Origin of the sequence: Pseudomonas sp. WHRI 8519, from assembly GCF_040224055.2 — a bacterium.
In the GTDB taxonomy this organism is placed as follows: Bacteria; Pseudomonadota; Gammaproteobacteria; order Pseudomonadales; family Pseudomonadaceae; genus Aquipseudomonas; species Aquipseudomonas putida_X.
This window is the reverse complement of the sequence record NZ_CP167996.1, coordinates 5,291,573-5,311,234: the sequence shown is the minus strand read 5'-3', so window position 1 is coordinate 5,311,234 and position 19,662 is coordinate 5,291,573. Positions and strand designations below refer to the sequence as shown.

14 protein-coding genes are annotated in these 19,662 nt (G+C 62.5%); 8 read left to right on the top strand and 6 right to left on the bottom strand.

From position 1 onward, the window contains the following. Nucleotides 1-2 precede the first annotated feature (2 nt). The 5 genes from ABRP30_RS24275 to ABRP30_RS24255 all read left to right on the top strand — a co-directional run bounded on the left by ABRP30_RS24275 (nucleotide 3) and on the right by ABRP30_RS24255 (nucleotide 5,336). Nucleotides 3-941: a LysR family transcriptional regulator gene (locus tag ABRP30_RS24275; RefSeq protein ID WP_267818857.1), complete on the top strand. Its 939-nt coding sequence runs from the start codon at nucleotides 3-5 to the stop codon at nucleotides 939-941. Between the two features lie 128 nt (nucleotides 942-1,069). After that, nucleotides 1,070-2,002, top strand: coding sequence for a TauD/TfdA family dioxygenase (locus ABRP30_RS24270; RefSeq protein WP_267818855.1), 933 nt, complete (start codon nucleotides 1,070-1,072; stop codon nucleotides 2,000-2,002). Further along, on the top strand, nucleotides 1,999-3,480 hold the full coding sequence (locus tag ABRP30_RS24265) for an AMP-binding protein (protein ID WP_267818853.1): 1,482 nt from the start codon (nucleotides 1,999-2,001) through the stop codon (nucleotides 3,478-3,480). Before ABRP30_RS24270 ends, ABRP30_RS24265 begins: the two co-directional genes overlap by 4 nt. Nucleotides 3,481-3,496: 16 nt before the next feature. Then, nucleotides 3,497-4,096, top strand: coding sequence for a thermostable hemolysin (locus tag ABRP30_RS24260; protein ID WP_241807186.1), 600 nt, complete (start codon nucleotides 3,497-3,499; stop codon nucleotides 4,094-4,096). Between the two features lie 49 nt (nucleotides 4,097-4,145). Continuing rightward, entirely contained in the window at nucleotides 4,146-5,336 is a 1,191-nt protein-coding gene (locus ABRP30_RS24255; RefSeq protein ID WP_267818850.1) for a multidrug effflux MFS transporter, read from the top strand. 59 nt (nucleotides 5,337-5,395) lie between these two features. Here the strand turns inward: ABRP30_RS24255 and ABRP30_RS24250 are convergent, their stop codons facing one another. From ABRP30_RS24250 to ABRP30_RS24240, 3 genes are all read right to left on the bottom strand, one after another. Next, entirely contained in the window at nucleotides 5,396-6,349 is a 954-nt protein-coding gene (locus tag ABRP30_RS24250; RefSeq protein ID WP_241807184.1) for an arsenic resistance protein, read from the bottom strand. A gap of 114 nt (nucleotides 6,350-6,463) precedes the next feature. Next, nucleotides 6,464-7,717: a serine hydroxymethyltransferase gene (glyA, locus tag ABRP30_RS24245; RefSeq protein WP_012316314.1), complete on the bottom strand. Its 1,254-nt coding sequence runs from the start codon at nucleotides 7,715-7,717 to the stop codon at nucleotides 6,464-6,466. Between the two features lie 243 nt (nucleotides 7,718-7,960). Next, on the bottom strand, nucleotides 7,961-11,791 hold the full coding sequence (locus ABRP30_RS24240; RefSeq protein ID WP_267818846.1) for a GGDEF and EAL domain-containing protein: 3,831 nt from the start codon (nucleotides 11,789-11,791) through the stop codon (nucleotides 7,961-7,963). A gap of 258 nt (nucleotides 11,792-12,049) precedes the next feature. Between ABRP30_RS24240 and ABRP30_RS24235 the strand changes: the two genes are divergently transcribed. The 3 genes from ABRP30_RS24235 to gdhA all read left to right on the top strand — a co-directional run bounded on the left by ABRP30_RS24235 (nucleotide 12,050) and on the right by gdhA (nucleotide 16,008). After that, nucleotides 12,050-12,466 (top strand): hypothetical protein, encoded by a 417-nt coding sequence (locus ABRP30_RS24235; RefSeq protein WP_267818844.1) that lies wholly within the window; start codon nucleotides 12,050-12,052, stop codon nucleotides 12,464-12,466. 291 nt (nucleotides 12,467-12,757) lie between these two features. Continuing rightward, nucleotides 12,758-14,425: an energy-dependent translational throttle protein EttA gene (ettA, locus tag ABRP30_RS24230; protein ID WP_267818842.1), complete on the top strand. Its 1,668-nt coding sequence runs from the start codon at nucleotides 12,758-12,760 to the stop codon at nucleotides 14,423-14,425. A 242-nt stretch (nucleotides 14,426-14,667) separates the two neighbouring features. After that, nucleotides 14,668-16,008: an NADP-specific glutamate dehydrogenase gene (gdhA, locus tag ABRP30_RS24225; protein ID WP_267818840.1), complete on the top strand. Its 1,341-nt coding sequence runs from the start codon at nucleotides 14,668-14,670 to the stop codon at nucleotides 16,006-16,008. A 491-nt stretch (nucleotides 16,009-16,499) separates the two neighbouring features. Here the strand turns inward: gdhA and ABRP30_RS24220 are convergent, their stop codons facing one another. The 3 genes from ABRP30_RS24220 to ABRP30_RS24210 all read right to left on the bottom strand — a co-directional run bounded on the left by ABRP30_RS24220 (nucleotide 16,500) and on the right by ABRP30_RS24210 (nucleotide 19,514). Continuing rightward, on the bottom strand, nucleotides 16,500-16,997 hold the full coding sequence (locus ABRP30_RS24220; protein WP_241806283.1) for a GreA/GreB family elongation factor: 498 nt from the start codon (nucleotides 16,995-16,997) through the stop codon (nucleotides 16,500-16,502). Nucleotides 16,998-17,096: 99 nt separating this feature from the next. Next, nucleotides 17,097-18,950, bottom strand: a complete 1,854-nt coding sequence (locus tag ABRP30_RS24215) for a DUF4105 domain-containing protein (RefSeq protein ID WP_241806284.1) — start codon at nucleotides 18,948-18,950, stop codon at nucleotides 17,097-17,099. A 75-nt stretch (nucleotides 18,951-19,025) separates the two neighbouring features. Beyond that, nucleotides 19,026-19,514 (bottom strand): DUF3015 domain-containing protein, encoded by a 489-nt coding sequence (locus ABRP30_RS24210; RefSeq protein WP_012316307.1) that lies wholly within the window; start codon nucleotides 19,512-19,514, stop codon nucleotides 19,026-19,028. Nucleotides 19,515-19,662 lie beyond the last annotated feature (148 nt).

The window sequence follows — 19,662 nt, the reverse complement described above, 5'->3', positions numbered from 1 at the left end:
TCATGCTGCACAGCAACTACCTCAAGCAGTTGGATCTGCAAGACATCGTGGTGTTTCTCAACCTGCTCGAGTTACGCAGCGCCAAGCGCACCGCCGAGCTGATGAGCGTCAGCCAGCCTACCGTCAGTTATTGCCTCAAGCGCCTGCGTGGCTGCTTCGATGACACGCTGTTTTCTTCTTCCCAGGGCGTGTTGCTGCCCACCACCAAGGCCGAGAAAATCGCGCCCTACCTGCGCGTGGTGGTCGAGTCGGTCAACCGCTGCGCGGAAGACGACAGCACGGCTTCGCCGCAGGCGGTGCGCAAGATCTGGAGGCTCTGCGCCCCGGAATATTTCGAGTTGTCATTCCTGCCCCAGGCCTTGGCGGTGTTGTCCCGCAGCCACGGCAATACCTCGCTGCACCTGGACCGCCTGAGTCGCGACTTGCCAGTGGACCGGCTGATATCCGGCGAAATCGACATCGCCATCGGTTTTGGCCCGGGCTACCACCAGATGCACCCCGAGTTGCAATGGCAGCCGGTGCTCAATGACGACTTCGTGTGCCTGACCAGCCAGAACACGCTGGCCAACGAGGGGGCCATGAACCTCGATGAGTTCTGTGCATCGCCCCATGTGTTCCCTACGCCATGGATCTCGGAAAAGAACATGGTCGACAGCTGGTTGGATAAAGTCGGCCGTTCACGCAACGTGCTGGTGCGCGCCAACGGCTATCAGGCCTGCGTGAACATCGTTGCCGCCGTGCCTTGCACCTTGGCATTGCCGGCGCGCTTGTTGCCGCACCTGCGCATCGCCCCGCAAGTAAAAGTTTGCCAACCGCCGCTGGGTTTCCCCAGTTTTACGCTGGACATGATCTGGGCGCGCGATCGCAGTGACAGCAAGGATATTTCCAGCCTGCGCGCGTTGGTCGAACACGTGGCCGAAGCCTTGTTGACGGAACGGTGACACGGCCTATTTAAATTTTCGCAACGCCTTTAGATTTCTTAAAACCAGCAGCGTGCTCATTTCACTTACTGTGTGGTCATCGGGTAGCGGATGTCTACCTGACCCCACAGTTCACGGAGGAATGAGTCATGTTGGCGCAAGTTCAACCCTGGGTGTTCCCTTATTACCGGCAGCCGACCCCCTGTTACGGTTTTGAATGTGTAGTTGCTGTTGACCGTGATATGCGGGTCAGCGACGGTATCAAGGGTGCAACGCTTTACGAAGACCTGGCCCACAGCGGTGCGGTCATCTACCGCGATTTTGCAGATACCCTTGCAGACTTCAATGAGTTTGTCAGCGCACACTCGTCGCGCGTCACCTTTGACCCGGCACGCAAGGCAGCTACCTCCAACACCGCGGAAATCGAAGCGGGTGTGCACGAGATGGGCCTGCACCGCGAGAATGGCAACCTGCCGTTCAACCCTGATCTGCAGTGGTTCTATTGCCTGGAAGCGGCTTCGGTCGGGTCGCAAACTACCCTGTGCGATGGCCAACGGGTGTTGTTCGACTTGTCGGCTAAAACCAGAAAGTTATTTGAACAGCGCGATATTCGTTATGCCCGGCGTATTCCATGGCAGAACGTCAAACGCTTCCTCAGCATCGAACTTCAGTTACCGCTGGAGGCTATTACGGATGACCACCTGCAGCAGGTCAACGACCAAGTAGTGGGGCAAACTTACCGGCGCATCGATCAAAACCTTATTGCGTCAGAGTTGATTATTTCTGCTGTCGAAACCAGTTGCTTCAGCGGGCGCAAGGCCTTCTGCAATTCGATGCTGGGCCCTAGCGTCAATTACGAACCGCCGCGTATTACCTGGGCTGATGGCGAAGATATTGCCCTGGACATCTGGGATGAAATCAAGGAAGTGACCGAACGCAATACCTACAGCCACTTCTGGCAGAAAGGCGACATCGTGGTGATCGACAACACTCGCGTCATGCACGGCCGCCGCCGACTGGAAGACACTTCGCGGCGCATTTTCGGCGCTCAGAGCTACCGCATCGCAGGGACCAGCCAATGATCAGCAAAAAAATGCAGGACTACCTGGCGGCAACGCCCGACCGCATTGTCATCCGTGAAATGAATGGCCGCACCCATACGCTGCACGAACTGCGACGCGATGTGATGCGCCTGGCCAGTGCCCTTGAAGGGCGCGTGGGGCGCTGTGAACGCAAGGTCTTCGGTATCGCCATGCGCTCATGCTACGAGTGGGTCTATACGCTGCTGGCGATTCAGAAAGTCGGTGCAGTGTTGTTGCCGGTGCCTATCGAGTTCTCCGACGACCAGATCGGCAGCCTGCTGGGCAAGGCTGCCGCGGTGTTCGTCAGCGACGAGCAAACTGCCAGCCGGCTGCACGGCATCCTGCCGGGCAAGGCCTGCTTCATTCCTGGCCAGCTGATGAACCAGGCCATCGGCGAGGAGTGGCGCAACGAGGATGAGTTGATCCCGGAGGGCATCGTTTCGATCATCCATACCTCCGGCACCACCTCCAAACCCAAGGGGGTGATGATTCGCGACGAGGCCGTGGGGCTGCTGGTGGACAACGTCATGAAGCGCCTGCCACAGCAACCGCTGCACTACTTCTCGATCGTGCCGATGAGCTTGTTGATCGAACAGGTGCTCGGCGTGTTCATCCCGATTCTGTCGGGCGGTTCACTGACGTTGATGCCCGAGGGCGTGACCGAATATGGCGCGGCGAGCGGCAATGCCCGGCAGTACCTGGAGCTGATCGCACCCAACCAGCCCAACTTCCTGTACCTGCCGCCCAAGTTGCTTGAGGAAGCCAAAGGGCTGCTTGAGCATTGCACGGTCGAGCAACTGTTCGGCCCGCAACGGCCGCACATCATCACCGGCGGCGCGAAGATTCCGGCCACAGTGCTGGAGGCGCTGGACGCGCGCGGCGTGCAGGTGTTCGAGGCGTATGGCCTGAGCGAGAACTCATCGATCATCTCGCTGAACTCGCCCGCCGAGCGGCGCATTGGCTCGGCCGGCAAGCTGCTCGACGGTATCGAACCCAAGCTGGTCGATGGCGAACTACTGGTGCGCACGCCCACCCTGTGTGCGGGGTACTACAACGCTGACGATACCGCCTGCGACCTGTCCGACGGCTACTTGCATACCGGTGATATCGCCGAATTTCGCGACGGTTACCTCTACATCACCGGGCGCAAGAAACACGTGATCATCCTTTCCACGGCGCGCAACATCTCGCCGGAATGGGTGGAGAACGTCTACAAGGAGAGCCCGCTGGTGGACGACATGATCGTCATGGGGGAGGGCAGGGACGAGCCCTGCGCCATCGTGCTCAGTGCTGCGGGTGCGGAGCGCGTACGCAGCGAAATGGCGCGCCTGGAACATCGCCTTGCCGATTTCGCCCGGGTTCGCCAGGTGCGCGTCATCGAGGATATCGCCCTGTTCCGCGAGCAGTTCTACACCGTGACCGGGCGGCCGCGGCGCGCGGAAATCGAAGCCCGCTTCATCGACCAGCTGTACGCCTGAGTACGAGGGAGCCAGCATGTACATCGTGCGTAATTTCTATAAAGGCCGGCCCGGTTACCGATGCCTGCAAGAGGCGGTGCGGGCGCACTACCTCAAGCACTACCAGGCAACGCCAGAACCTGAGCCCGATCTGTTCGTATGCCTGACCGACCCCAATGGTGGCGCACCAGGCTATGCCTGTGCCGGCATCAGTTACGGTGATTCCGGCAAGCTCTTCAGTGAGTACTACCTGGATCAGGGGCTGGATGAGCGCTATGGGCTGGACCGCGCCCGTATCGCCGAAGTGGGCGCCTTCGCTTCATTTCGCAGTGGCAGCGGTGCAGGCAAATACCTGCTCAACAATGTCATCAAGACCTTGGCGCTGCGCAACTTCGGACTGGTGGTGCTGACCGCTACCGAACAGGTGCGCCAGTTGCTGGCGCCGATCGTCGACAACCTCGACGACCTGGGCGGTGCGGACAGGGGGCGGGTAAGAGACCCAGGCGTCAATTGGGGCTCCTATTACGACCACAGGCCGCGGGTGGTGGTGTCGCGTTTGTCATCGCCCAGCATCTGGATGAGTGCACCTGCACCCGGCCTCGCCCATCCCCATTTCGCCAATCAGGCATCTGCCTGACCTGATCACCATGCCGGGCATCACTGTGCCCGGTGTGCTGGAGGTAAACATGAACGCGACCAAGCGTTATGAGAATTTCATTGTGTTCCTGGCGCCGCTGATCAACAGCGTTGGCGGCATCGCCATCGACCTGTATGCGCCCAGCATTCCTTCCATCGGCCGGGAACTGTCGGCCAGCCCTGCATTGATGCAGAACACCATCACCATCACGCTACTGTTCTATGCGATCGGCCAGCTGTTCTTCGGGGTCATGGCCGATGCCCGCGGGCGCAAGCCGGCGGTTCAGTTGGGCCTTTTGGTGTTCCTCGGCGGCAGCGTGCTGGCAACGGTTGCCAGCTCGATAGAAATGCTGCTGCTGGCCCGAGCGCTGCAAGGGTTCGCTATCGGCGCTTGCCAGGTGGTCGCGCGGGCTTTGCTGGTGGACGTCGTCAAGGGGCCTCGCTTCTATGTGGCGATCATCTACCTGAGCCTGGCCTTTGGCCTGGGCCCGGTCATCGCGCCCTACGTGGGTGGGCTGATCGAAGTGCATCTGGGATGGCGCTACAACTTCGTGCTCTATGCGGTATACGCGGTGATCGTGCTGGCCTTCGTGCTGGCGGGGCTCAAGGAGTCGCTGGGGGTGACGGGCAGGCGCAGTGCACTGCAGACCATCGCAGGCTACCGCTGCATCCTGGCCGACAGTCGCTTTCGTTCATCGGTCATCGTGCTCGGTTCCAGTTTCTCTGCCTTTTTGCTGTGGAACGTGTTCGGGCCGCACATCGTCCAGGAGCGCCTCGGGCACAGCGCTCAGTACTTTGGCACCACAGCGCTTGCAGTAGGCAGTTGCTACCTGGTGGGGACCTTGGTCAACCGCGCGCTGGTCCGTCATGTCAACGCGCATGCCTTGATGTGGGCCGGGATGGCGCTGTTCCTGCTCGGTGTGGCGGTGATCGCGGCGATGCCGGGCGGTTTGAACCTGGTGAGTATCCTGGGTGGCATCATGCTGGTCGCATTTGGCCAGGGTTTCATCTTCTCCAATGCCATGGCCCGTTCCATGTCCCTGTTCCCGGACCGGGCAGGGGTGGCGGCAAGTTTGCAGGGCTGCTTGATGCTGGTGTTCGGCTCCCTTGCCTCGGGCATCGTCAGTGCCTTGCCGCTGGCATCCAACCTGGCCATCGCCGGCGTGTTCCTGGTGCTGTGGCTGGTATCGCTCTCGGGCATGCTGAGCGTGCGGATGCAACAGCAGGCGTCGGTGGCCTGAAGCCACGCAGTGCTGGGTGGGTTGGCTGGCGGGGTGGTGCAACCCCCCGCCATGCGCTGTCAGCGGATCAGGGCGGGCACCGCCCTTACGTAAATCAACTCACTGATCAGCTCGATCAATGTTTGCGTGATCACCGCCGCGGCCGCCAGCGTGCGCATGTCTTCGGGCAATGCGAGCGCCAGCGGCAACACCACCAGCGAATTGCGCGTGGCGCTGCTGAACGTTACCGAGCGGGCCTCGGCCACCGGCAAACGCAGCAGCCGCGCCGAGGCAAACCCCAGTACCGGGGCCAGCACCATGAAGCCGATGTACACCGGGATCACCGGCAGCAGGCGGTCGAAATCGCGCACCACCACGGCGATCTGCGAGCCGATCACAGCCACCAGCACCAGTGCCATCGCCGGCACCGGCATCCACGCCCAGGCGTCATTCCACACCGAAACGCTACGTGACTGGCGTGCTCCGGCCGAGGTGAGCACCGCCAGGATCAGCGGCAGCACGATCAGCAGCGCGAACGCCTCCACGAATGGCGTGATGGAAATCGCCACGTCGCTGCTGTCGCCCAGCATCACCGCCAGGTACACCGGCAACAACAGCAGTTGCACCAGTAACAACAAGGGGGTGGCGGCGAGGGTGAGGCGCGAGTCGCCTTTGCCGATGTGGGTGAACACCACCACGTAGTCGATGCAGGGCGTAAGCAGCACCAGCAGGGCGCCGATGAGGATGGCCGGGTGCTCGCCCAGGCCTCGGGTGGCGGCCCACACCAATAGCGGCACGAGGATGAAGTTGGCCAGCAGCAGCGCGGCCATGAAGCGGCGGTTGCCCAGGCCTTGGCGCAGGTCCAGGAAGGGGATTTGCAGAAACATCGCGTACATCAGCACGGCAATGGCCGGGGTGACCAGTGCTTGCAGGTGGCGCGCGGTGTCGGTGGCCAGCAGGCCGAAGGCTGCGGCGGCGAGTACGGCAGCGAAATACAGCGCAATTTGATGGGTTTCGAGTTGCTCTCTGGTCAAGGCGGCGTCCTGGCGTTCGCGGTGGTGTGAGGTTGGCTTGCAAGGGCAAAGCTTGCCCAGGCATGAAAAAGCCCGGCACGAGGGCCGGGCTTTTTCACATCAGGCTACTGCCAATCAGTTGCCGTACACCGGCAGCTTCTTGCAGATGGCCTTGACCTTTTCACGTACGGCGTCGATGACGGCGTCGTTGTTCAGGTCTGCGAGGATGTCGCAGATCCAGCCGGCCAGTTCTTTACACTCGGCTTCTTTGAAGCCGCGGGTGGTAACGGCCGGGGTGCCGAAACGCAGGCCCGAGGTCACGAACGGGGAACGTGGGTCGTTAGGGACCGAGTTCTTGTTGACGGTGATGAAGGCTTTGCCCAGGGCAGCGTCAGCATCCTTACCGGAGATTTCCTGCTTGATCAGCGACAGCAGGAACAGGTGGTTCTGGGTGCCGCCGGAAACGACGTCGAAACCACGCTCGATGAACACACTGGCCATGGCCTGGGCGTTCTTCACCACTTGCTGCTGGTAAGCCTTGAACTCAGGCTGCAGGGCTTCCTTGAAGCAGATGGCCTTGGCCGCGATCACGTGCTCCAGCGGGCCGCCCTGGGCGCCCGGGAAGACGGCGGAGTTCAGCTTCTTCTCGATGTCGGCGTTGGCACGGGCCAGGATCAGGCCGCCACGCGGGCCGCGCAGGGTCTTGTGGGTGGTGGTGGTGACCACGTCGGCGAACGGCACCGGGTTCGGGTACACGCCAGCGGCAACCAGGCCGGCAACGTGGGCCATGTCGACGAACAGGTAGGCACCTACTTTGTCGGCGATGGCGCGGAAGCGCGGGAAGTCCAGGACCTGCGAGTAGGCCGAGAAACCGGCAACGATCATTTTCGGCTTGTGCTCGACGGCCAGGCGCTCGACTTCGTCGTAGTCGATCAGGCCGTTGGCGTCGATGCCGTACTGGATGGCGTTGTACAGCTTGCCCGAGGAGCTTACCGAGGCACCGTGGGTCAGGTGGCCACCGTGGGCCAGGCTCATGCCCAGGATGGTGTCACCGGCCGACAGCAGGGCCAGGTAGACAGCGGCGTTGGCCTGGGAGCCGGCGTGCGGCTGAACGTTGGCGTAGTCGGCGCCGAACAGCTCCTTGGCGCGGTCGATGGCCAGTTGCTCGACCACGTCGACGTACTCGCAGCCACCGTAGTAACGCTTGCCCGGGTAGCCTTCGGCGTACTTGTTGGTCAGGACCGAACCCTGGGCTTCCATGACGGCTGGGCTGGTGTAGTTTTCCGAAGCGATCAGCTCGATATGCTCTTCCTGGCGCAGAGCTTCTTGCTGCATGGCTTCGAAGAGCTCGGCGTCGTACTTGGCAATGGTCAAATCACGGCTGAACATAACGGTCCTCAAGGATCGGGCTGAATTGGGGGGGCATTCTAACCGATTGATTCGCGCCTGGCATATGAAGTGGCATCAAGTCGCGGACCAATGGCTTTCATGTTGCATCCCGCGCCCTGCCTGGGCTGGATGCGGGCGGGAGTTGACCTTGGGGTCCGCTTTTCGGGGCCGCATTGCGGCGGTTCCGCTGCCCGTTCCCTGGAGGGGCCTGCTTGCCGGCGATGAGGCCGGTGCCGGCAACCCTCACTGGAACATGAACAGCGTCTCGTTGCTGAACTGCGCCTCGAACTGGCTGGCCGGCATCGGCCGCCCGAACAGGTAGCCCTGCACCTCGTCACAGCCATGCTCACGCAGGAACTCCAGCTGCTCGTGGGTCTCGACGCCCTCGGCGATCACTGCCAGGTTCAGGCTGTGCGCCATGGCGATGATCGCCCGGGCGATCTGCGCGTCCTGCTCGCCCTCGGGCAGGCCGTCGACGAAGGTGCGGTCGATCTTCAGCACGTCGATGGGGAACTGCTTGAGGTAGTTGAGCGACGAGTAGCCGGTACCGAAGTCGTCCACCGCAATGCTCAGGCCCAGTACCTTCAGGCTGTCGAGTATCTGCATCGCTTCGTTCACATCGCGCATCAGGATGCTTTCGGTCAGCTCCAGCTCCAGGCACGCAGGCGGCAGGCCGGTTTCATCGAGGATGGTGGCGATGCGCTTGCCCAGTTGGCCGTCGGAGAACTGCCGGGCCGAGATGTTCACCGAGACCTTCGGCACGCGCACCTTGGCCTTGTGCCAGGCCTTGAGCTGGCGGCTGGCCTCGCGCAGCACCCAGTCGCCGACATCCACCACCAGCCCCAGCTCCTCGATCACAGGGATGAAGTCGCCCGGCGGCACCAGGCCGCGCGTCGGGTGGCGCCAGCGCAGCAGTGCCTCGGCACCGGTCAGGCGCTTGCCGTCGCCGCTGAACTGCGGCTGGTAGTAGAGGATGAACTCGTTCTGCTCCAGGGCATGGCGCAGGTCGCTTTCCAGCTCCAGGCGCTCCAGGGCGCTGGCGTTCATCTCGGCCTGGTAGAACTGGAAGTTGTTCTTGCCGCGCTCTTTGGCGTGGTACATGGCGGTGTCGGCGTTCTTCATCAGTTGGCTCAGTTCGCCGCCGTCCTGCGGGCTGAGCGCGATGCCGATACTGGCGGTGACGAAGAACTCGCGCCCTTCGAGCACGAACGGCCGCACCAGGCTGGCGAGGATGTTCTCGGCCACATGGATGGCGCGGTTGAGCGCCGTTTCGCGGGTGGCGCGCGATTGCAGCAGCAGGGTGAATTCATCACCGCCCATGCGCGCCACGGTGTCGTCATCGTCGACGCAGGCCAGCAGGCGCAGGGCCATGTCCTTGAGCATGCGATCGCCCGCAGCATGGCCCAGGGAGTCGTTGATCGGCTTGAAACGGTCCAGGTCGAGGAACATCAGTACCACCCACGATTTCTGCCGCTCAGCTTGTTGCAGGGCGGTGTGCAGGCGGTCCTGGAACAGCGTGCGGTTGGGCAGGTGGGTCAGGGCGTCGTAGTAGGCCAGGCGATGAATGCGCTGTTCGCTGGCCTTGCGCTCGCTGATGTCAGTGAAGAAGCATACATAGCTGGCCAGGTCGCCTTCGTCATCGAGCACCGCGGTTATACCGACCCAGGCCGGGTAGTGCTCGCCACTGCGGCGCTTGAGCCACACTTCGCCTTCCCAGCTGCCGCGCTGGTGCAGCTGTTTGAGGACGTAGCGCAGATGGCCCTCCTGCTGGTCGTCGACCGTCAGCATGCTGGGCAGCTGGTCGAGCACATCGCTGACCGAATACCCGCTGACCCGGCTGAACGCTTCGTTGGCCTGCACGATGTAGCCGGCCGGGTCGGTGATGAGGATGGCCGAGGTTGAGTGTTCGAACACCGTGGCGGCCATGCGCAGGTCTTTTTCCGCCCGGCGTTGCTGGCTGATGTCGCGGCCCACGCCCAGCACACCCTCGAAGCGCTCGCGGTCGTCCCACACCAGCACCAGGCGCAGCTCGATGGGGATCTTGCGGCCATCGGCGCGCAGGCAGTCGAACAAGAACAGCTGGTTGGGCAGGTGCTGGCGCAGGTGTGCCAACTGTTCCCGGTCGCCCATGGCCTTGCTGACCCGTTCCATCAGGCTGTAGATGCCGGTGAGCTGGGACGGGTTGGCGACGATGGACTGCCAGCCGTTTTCAAAGATCCAGTCGGTGTTGTAGCCCAGCACTGCCTGCACCGATGGGCTGACGTAGTTGAGCTGCAGCTTGCTGTCGGTGGAGAAGATCACGTCGCTGATGCTTTCGGCGAGCATGCGGTAGCGCTGTTCGCTGTCACGTAGCGACTGGCTGGCCTCGATCTGCACGGTGACGTCCTTGCCCACACCGATGATGCGGGTAACCTGGCCATCGCTGTCGCGGGTCAGTACTTGTTCACGGATGTCGTAGCAGCGCCAACCGCCGTCGCGGTGGCGGAAGCGCAATTGGCAATGCAGCGACTGGCCGTGGCCGTTGTCGCGTTGCTGCTGGCGCAGCGCCTGGTAGTGCGCCGCATCTTCAGGATGCAGCAGCAACTCCCAGAACCGTTCGCCCATCTGCGCCAGCTCGGTGCGGTCGTAGCCCAAGGTCTCGCCGAGGTGGCGGTTGCTGAAGATCATCCGTTGGCTGAGTATGTCCTGCACGTACAACTGGTCGGGCACGGTACGCACCACGTCCGACCAGAAGCTTTCGCGCTCCAGCAGCGACAGCTCCACCTGCTTGCGGCTGGTGATGTCGCTGATGCTCAGGATCACCGCCTGGTAGTCGCGGCGCTGTTCCGGCAGCCGCGCCATCAGCCACAGGTGCAGCTCACCGCCCAGCGGGGCGGGCAGGCGTACTTCGAGTTCGAGCAGCGGGCGCTGTGCGATCAGCGCATCGATCAGCTGCATGCCGACGCTGGCACGGCCGTCGCCGCTGCCCTCGATCAACCGTTGCCAGGCCCCTTCGTGGGAGTCGACGTTGAGCAGGTGGCGCGCCACCTGATTGATTTCGGTGATCTTCAGCTCCAGCAGCAGCGAGCGGCGCAGGCTGGCGTCCAGCGCCAGGCTCTGCTTGAGCGCGGCGAGGTTGCGCAGGTGGTAACGGTCAAGCTGGCCGGGCAAGCTGGAGAGGTCGAGCACGCACAGGGCTACGCCGGTGCCCTCGAAAATTTCCTGGTAGCGCCGGCGGTCATCCTGCAAGGCGCGCTGGCGGCGGCGCATATTGATCAGTGCCAGCACCGGCAGCAGGGCACAGAACAGCGCCAGCAGGCACTTGCCCAGCAGTGCCGGCAACAGTTTCTGCTGGGCAAGGCCTGCATCGAACAGGCCACGCAGCTGCCAGACACTGTTGTCGATGAACACCAGCATCACGCTTTGCAGGGGCTGGCCGCTGGTCTGCGTTGGCGCGTGGCGTTCCAGCACCTCGCCGCTGCGGCTGTTCTCCAGCAGCCACAGAGGGTGCCCGGGGCCGTCCAGGTGCTGGGTCAGGGTGCGGTAAAAATCGTTGGACAGGCGCAGCAGCCAGTAGCCGCGACCCTGCTCGGCGGCCTGGCGCAACAGCAGGTAGACGGTGCGGTTGTCCGCCGAGTTGGCGAAGAAATAAGGCCGGCCCTGGTTCAGCGCGAACAGCTCGTCAATCTGCGCACGGTCGGGGCTGCCGGCCAGGCTGTCGCTCAGTAGCCGCCCGCTGTGGTCCAGCCAGGCCAGGTCGCGCAGGGTTGGCAGGCGCTCGCGCAGCGTGTCGAGCAGGCTGGGCAGGGCGGCAGGCGTCGGCGCTTTGGCATACGGCTGCACCACATTCAGCGCCTGCTGGGCCTTGAGCGCCATGTTCAGGCCCAGGTGGTCTGCCAGTTCGACGCTGGCGTCCAGGTGCTGCTGGCGCTGTTCGGCCTGGGTGTGGCGGAACTGCGAGAACATTTGCCAAAGCAGCAACGCCAGCAGCAGCAGGGCCAGCAGGGCCAATGCACCTTTGACCGAGCCACGCACCGAAGTGGCTGGGGCCGGTGTAACGGTGCGCGGCGAGGACGGATGATTGAGATTGGTCAAGCGTTGGTCCTGCTATTGGGCTGGCGACGGCAGGGATTGATAAGCACGGTGGATACCGGTGCCTGGGCGACCGGACCGTGGTGGCGCACTATAAGGCCGTATACCCGAAACGGGCTAGCATGCCTGTCATTATGGCAAAGTGCCAGTCCTGCTGTCGGGTGCCGACGGTCGTGGTGGCACCTGCCCGTTCGGCAATGCCCGGCTTGCTGTGCGAGAATGCCGGCCGCCTCAATGACAACGCATCGGAGATGTTCGGTTTTGGTTACTCACTTTTCCACCAATGGCCTCGATTCCGCCTGTGGGCGCAGCAGTCAGACCCTTGTCAGCACTGCCGTGACCGAGGATGTATCCTGCAAGTCGTGCCAGCGTTCGCTGGTCAAACCTGAGGCTTCGGCTTCGAAAGCCAAGGCGCCTTCGCTGGCCGAGCTGCGCAAGACCGCCAGGGCGGCTGCAGCACCGGCTGAGATTGAGGCGGCGGCCAAGCCTGCCACCAAGGTCGTCAGCAAAACACCGGCTAGCCAGCCTGCCGTGCAGCCGGCCAAGGTTGCCGAGCAGCCTGCTCGCAGCGGTGGCTTCTGCGTCAAATCCGCCTGGGCCGCGCGCCTGGCCGGGCAGGGCGACCGTTGCCGGCTGCCGCGTGGCACGCGTGGCAAGGCCAAACAACGTCACGTCTGATTTTTGTGTGGTCAGTGCCGGCCTTATCGCCGGCAAGCCGGCTCCCACTGGGGTAGGCGTGCCTTACGGGGCTTTGGGGAGCAGCTGTCTAACGCCATTTCCAGAAGCTAACGCTATCCCTGTGTGCCGGCGTGCCGGCGATGGGCCGCACCATCCGACCACCCTGTGCAACGCCGCGCGTTGGCGTAGAATGGTCGACTTTGTTAAATGACACCCTGTAAACACATCCGCCTGGCCACCTGGCCGGGGCAATCGTCGATGTCTTTACCTATCTGATTAGAGGGCTTGGTTTTGGCTCAATACGTCTACACCATGCATCGGCTGAGCAAGGTCGTGCCGCCGAAGCGGGAAATTCTCAAGAACATTTCCCTGTCGTTCTTCCCGGGCGCCAAGATCGGCGTACTCGGCCTGAACGGCGCGGGTAAATCGACCCTGCTGCGGATCATGGCGGGCGTCGACAAGGAATTCGACGGCGAAGCCCGTCCGATGCCCGACATCAACGTCGGCTACCTGCCCCAGGAGCCGCAACTGGACCCGAGCAAAACCGTACGCGAAGTGGTCGAAGAAGCGGTCAGCGTGATCAAGGACGCCCAGGCCCGCCTGGACGAGGTCTACGCCGCCTACGCCGAACCTGACGCCGACTTCGACAAGCTCGCCGCCGAGCAGGCCAAGCTCGAATCCATCCTGCAGGCTGCCGACGGCCACAACCTCGAGCGCCAGCTCGACGTCGCCGCCGATGCCCTGCGCCTGCCGGCCTGGGATGCGCGCATCGAACACCTGTCCGGTGGTGAGAAGCGTCGTGTGGCCCTGTGCCGTCTGCTGCTGTCGGCCCCCGACATGCTGCTGCTCGACGAACCCACCAACCACCTGGACGCCGACTCGGTGGCCTGGCTGGAGCGCTTCCTGCACGACTTCCCAGGCACCGTGGTAGCGATTACCCACGACCGTTACTTCCTGGATAACGTCGCCGGCTGGATCCTCGAACTGGACCGCGGCGCCGGCATCCCGTACGAAGGCAACTACTCGGGCTGGCTGGAAGCCAAGTCGGACCGTCTGGCGCAGGAATCCAAGCAGCAGAGCGCCCACGAGAAGGCCATGAAAGAGGAACTGGAGTGGGTGCGCAAAGGCGCCAAGGCCCGCCAGTCCAAATCCAAGGCACGTCTGCAGCGCTTTGAAGAAATGCAGTCGCAGGAATTCCAGAAACGCAGCGAAACCAACGAGATCTACATCCCGGCCGGCCCGCGCCTGGGCGACAAGGTCATCGAATTCAAGAACGTGTCCAAAGGCTATGGCGACCGCGTGCTGATCGACAACCTGTCGTTCGCCATGCCTAAAGGTGCCATCGTCGGCGTGATCGGTGGTAACGGTGCCGGTAAGTCGACCCTGTTCCGCATGCTGATGGGCAAGGAACAGCCAGACTCGGGCAGCATCGAGATCGGCGAAACCGTGCAGCTGGCCTGTGTGGACCAGAGCCGCGAAGACCTCGACGGTGCCAAGACTGTGTTCCAGCAGGTCTCCGATGGTTCCGACATGATCCGCATCGGCAACTACGAGATCCCGTCGCGTACCTACGTTGGCCGTTTCAACTTCAAGGGCGGCGACCAGCAGAAGTTCGTCAAGGACCTCTCCGGTGGTGAGCGCGGCCGCCTGCACCTGGCCCTTACCTTGAAAGAGGGCGGCAACGTGCTGCTGCTCGACGAACCGTCCAACGACCTGGACGTCGAGACCCTGCGTTCGCTGGAGGAAGCCCTGCTGGACTTCCCGGGCGCCGCGATCGTGATTTCCCACGACCGTTGGTTCCTGGACCGTGTGGCTACCCACATCCTGGCGTACGAGGACGACTCGAACGTGGTGTTCTTCGAGGGTAACTACACCGAGTACGAAGCCGACCGCAAGAAGCGCCTGGGCGACGCCGCTGCCCAGCCGCATCGGGTACGGCACAAGAAACTGGCCCAGTAAGCCGGTTTCCGATGCACAAGAATGGGGCCATCAGCGGCCCCATTTTTGTGCCTGGCATACAGTGCTATTGCCGCGAAAAGGGCTATTTTTCCACCGTATAGCCACATGCTTTGTATACAGTTATATAAAACGCACCAAATAATTTCATAAAAACGACATTTTGCCCTGTTCCAGTGCAATTGCTTCTTGGTACATTCCAGAAAAACCAATAAGTCCAATCCCTCTTGGTGAGATGTCTGCCCATGATCGAATCTGTCGACCATTTCCTCGAGCGCCTGAAGCAGCGCGACCCGGCCCAGCCCGAATTCCACCAGGCGGTGGAAGAAGTGCTGCGCAGCCTCTGGCCGTTCCTGGAAGCCAACCCACACTACCTGCAGGCCGGCATCCTCGAGCGCATGGTCGAACCTGAGCGTGCGGTGTTGTTCCGCGTATCGTGGGTCGATGACCAGGGCAAGGTTCAGGTCAACCGCGGCTACCGCATCCAGATGAGCAGCGCCATCGGCCCCTACAAGGGCGGCCTGCGTTTCCACCCTTCGGTCAACCTGGGTGTGCTCAAGTTCCTGGCCTTCGAGCAGGTATTCAAGAACTCCCTCACCTCGTTGCCCATGGGTGGCGGCAAGGGCGGCTCGGACTTCGACCCCAAGGGCAAGAGCGACGCCGAAGTGATGCGCTTCTGCCAGGCCTTCATGAGCGAGCTGTACCGCCATATCGGCGCCGACCTGGACGTGCCCGCCGGTGACATCGGTGTGGGCGCCCGCGAAATCGGCTTCATGTTCGGCCAATACAAGCGCCTGGCCAACCAGTTCACGTCGGTGCTGACCGGCAAGGGCATGACCTACGGTGGCAGCCTGATTCGCCCTGAAGCCACCGGCTACGGCTGCGTTTACTTCGCCGAAGAAATGCTCAAGCGTCAGGGCCTGCGTATCGATGGTCGTCGTGTGGCGATTTCCGGTTCCGGTAACGTTGCCCAGTACGCCGCGCGCAAGGTCATGGACCTGGGCGGCAAGGTGATCTCGCTGTCCGACTCAGAAGGCACGTTGTACGCCGAAGCCGGGCTGACCGACGCCCAGTGGGAGGCTGTGATGGCGCTGAAGAACGTCAAGCGTGGCCGCATCAGCGAACTGGCCGATCAGTTCGGCCTGGAGTTCCGCAAAGGGCAGACGCCATGGAGCCTGCCATGCGACATCGCCCTGCCGTGTGCCACGCAGAACGAACTGGGCAGCGAAGACGCCCGCACCCTGCTGCGCAACGGCTGCATCTGCGTGGCGGAGGGCGCCAACATGCCGACCACGCTGGAGGCTGTGGATATCTTCCTGGAGGCTGGCATCCTGTACGCACCGGGCAAGGCATCCAACGCCGGCGGTGTGGCTGTGTCGGGCCTGGAGATGTCGCAGAACGCCATGCGCCTGCTGTGGACTGCCGGGGAAGTGGACAGCAAGCTGCACCACATCATGCAATCGATTCACCATGCTTGCGTGCACTACGGTGAAGAGGCCGATGGCAAGGTCAACTACGTGAAGGGCGCCAACATTGCCGGCTTCGTCAAAGTCGCTGACGCCATGCTGGCCCAGGGCGTGGTCTGATTTGAAAGACTGGGGCTGCGTTGCAGCCCATCGCCGGCAAGCCGGCTCCCACCTCGACCGCGCAGTTCTTCAGGCCTGCGCTTTACCCGTGGTAGCACCCGTCTTGCCCAATTTCTAAAAGCTGGCGCAATCCATGGAGCAACTGTCTTGCCCAACTTCTAAAAGCTGGCGCAATCCATGGAGCAACTGTCTTGCCCAACTTCTAAAAGCCGGCGCAATCCATGGAGCAACTGTTCTGCCCAACTTCTAAAAGCCGGCGCAATCCATGGAGCAACTGTCTTGCCCAACTTCTAAAAGCCGGCGCAATCCATGGAGCAACTGTCTTGCCCAACTTCTAAAAGCTGGCGCAATCCATGGAGCAACTGTCTTGCCCAACTTCTAAAAGCTGGCGTAATCCATGGAGCAACTGTCTTGCTCAACATCTAAAAGCCGGCGCGATACCTGTGGGAGCCGGCTTGCCGGCGAATGGGCCGGGCACCGGCCCCTTGGTTTCAGGCCTCAGTTACAATATCCATCACCTCGATCACCTGATCCCCCGCCGGCCGCCGCCACATCACTTCATCCCCTGGCCCTGCGCCCAGCAACGCCCGCCCCAGCGGTGACCCCCAATTGATCAGCCCTCGGCTGGCATCGGCTTCATCCTCTCCAACCAGTTGCACGGTCTGTTCCTGCCCTTGTTCATCGGCAAAGCGCACCCGGCTGCCAATCTGCACCTTGCTGGTCGAGGTAGCAGCGGGTACTACCTGGGCGCTCTGCACCCTGGCGCTGAAATAACGCAAGTCACGCTCAGCGTCTGCCAGGCGTTGCTTATCACCCTGTTCGCCCAAGGCCTGCAGTTCGGCACGCAAGGCATTGAGTTCGGCCAGGCGCTGCTGCAGCTGGCGCATGCCACTGGCAGTGACATAGTTGGGCTGGTCGCTGACGTGCCGTTCCACCGGCTGGTCGGCCTGGGCGGCGGCTTGGTCTTCGTTGACGAATGCGCGGCTCATAGGGGCCTCCTTGTGCTCGAAACAGCGTCAGAAAGTTGGTAGGTTCACGTTGGCCTCAAGGGCCCTATCGCCGGCTTGCCGGCGATAGGGCCAGTGCGGTCAGTAGTGGTACCACTTCAGCTCCAGCATCACCTCATTCTGGGCTGTAGCCAAGTGGCTGAACGCCCGCGAAGCACTCAGCCTCAACCCCAGGTTCTGGCTGATCTCCCACTGCTGGTTCAGGCTCACACTGCGCCGCACTTCGCCATTGGTGAAGTAATCGCCTTTGGCTTCCAGTGTCATGTTGCCCAGCCCGTTGCGCCACAGCAGCCCGCCATTGAACCCCGCCGCTGGGGCGATGAACTGGGCGAAGTCGTTATGGTGCTCGACCCGCACAGTGCCCAAGGCGAAGCCCAGCAGCCCGTCGGCCAATTGCCAGGTGCCGCCGGCACCGCCATTGACATGGCTCACCAGCACTTCATCGTCATGTTTGCCCGGCACCCGCTCCAGGCCACCGGCGACCTGCCACGACCAGGGCTTGAGCAGTTCGTTGCGAGGGGTCAGCGAGCGAATCGTGGCCAGATCCAGGCGTTGCACCTGCCAATCGTTGCCTTCGTACTGGCGCACCTTGAGTTGCAGGATTTCGATCTGCGCGCCAAGCGGGAAGCCGTAGGCATTGTCGTTCAGGTCGTGATACGCCATGCGCAGCCCGTATTCGGCGTAGGCGCGGTCTTCCCGGGTGCCGACGCCAAGCTGCCAGGTGCGGGAGTCATGGCCATCCTCGGGCAGGCCGGGGCGTTCGATCTGCAGCGGCGGTGGTGGGTTGCGGTTGATCGCCCGCAACAGCTCGAAGCTACGCCGTGCCTGGCCGGGGTCGCGCTCCTGGCCGTTGGCCCGATAACGCTCCAGGCGGTAAGCGGCGTCCTGCACCAGGGCCTGGCGCTCGCGGGGCAGGGCGGTGAAGGCCGGGCTCTGCAGCTGCGCCGTGTCGGCACTGACGGCCAGCACCTGGCGTTTCTCATCCAGGCCCAGCGGTTCGGCCCGGGCCAGCAGTTCCCGCTCACGCGAGGGCCGGTAAGTCTCGCTGGCGACCATGCCCGACTGTTTCACCGCCTTGACCGTGTCGGTGGGGATTGCGGTCAGCGGGAACTGCGAGGTCAGGTCCAGGCCCGGCCGCGCCACCTGCAGCAGTTCCAGCAGGCGGTAGGAGCAGTTTTCGTCGAAGAAGAAATAATCGAACTGGACCTGCTTGAGTTCCCACACATGCTCGACCATGCGCCCGGTTTCTTCTGGCGTCAGGTCCAGCTGGTACTCCCACAGGTCACGGTTTTCCAGGCTGCGGTATTCGGACAGTTTTTCCTGATAGGGCATCAGGGCGAACAGCCCGGGATAGCCACCCATCAGGCCCTTCCAGGCATACAGGATGCTGTTGTCGCTGCCTTCGATGTAGGCGCCGAAGTTGATGGCATAACTCAGCAGCGTGGTGTCGTCGCTGCGGGTATTGGACTGGTCGATGCGCAGCAGGGTATGGCCGAACATCGACGACGGGCTGTTCAGGTAGGCCGCCGGGAAGATCAGCGCCGCGCTGTGCGGGTCGACCGATTCGTACCAGGTCTTGAACTCCTGGCAATCCGGCTGCGGCAAACCTTGCAGGCCCAGTTGCTCCTTCAGCCAGCGGGTGCGGGCGGGGAACACGCATTGGGCATGCTTGTCGCCCAGGCTGGCCGGGGCATACAGCGCCTGTACCGTGGCCCGCAGCTCTTGGTCCGGGTGGTGCGCGCCGTCCTCGGCGAGGAAGAATTTGCGGTCGTCGACATAGCTGCGCCAGCCGCCGAGTTTGGCGGTTTCGTAGTGGCCCAGGGCAATCCAGTAAGGGGTATTGGCCAATTGCTGGAGACGGCCTTCATCCAGCGCAGGCGCGGCATGAACAGGGGCGCAGGCACACAGCGCCAGGTAAGCAAGGCGTTTGAGCATGTCGGGCAACTACTTCTTAACGATGCCGATAAAAAGGCGAAAACCCGCCCCGGGAGGGGGCGGGAGCAGCTGCGCTTAGGCCTCGGTAGCGTACTTGGCCAGGCGTGGGTCGTTCTTCAGAACGGCCAGGGTGTTGCTGTGGACAGTTTCAGCATTTACGTCGGCGCTGCTGAAGATCTGGTTGAAGTGCTGGTGGGTGACCGAGTTGAAGTAACCGCGGTCTTCCGGCGCTACACCCAGTACCACCGCGTAGGTGGTGAGTGCTTCGCCTTGGCCCATGGCCATGTCTTCGGACAGTTCGTTCATCATGCCATTCATGGCGAACCAGGACTTGCCGCCATAGGTCAGCGAGGCCTTGGTGGAGCAGCCGTTGGTGCCGGAGGTCATGCCGAAGGTAGCGTTACCGGATGTACCGTTGGTGGTGGAGGCCAGGAAGTGAGCCGGCGTGCCGCGCTGGCCTTCGAACAGCATGTTGCCCCAGCCGCAGTTCGGGCCGCCCGGCGCTTCGGCCATGGCATTGAGCGAGACTACGGTGAACAGAGTACCCAGAAGAATCCGTTTCATAGCATTTGTTCTCTATTTGTCTTAACCAAGGGTCAGGGTTGCTGGCAACTCGGTTGCCAGGTCGGGAAAGCTTTTCACCCACCCGCGCAGCTTGGAGTTTAGGCACGATCTAAAGGTTGCGTCGTTGATTGCGAAAAATTTGCTTGGG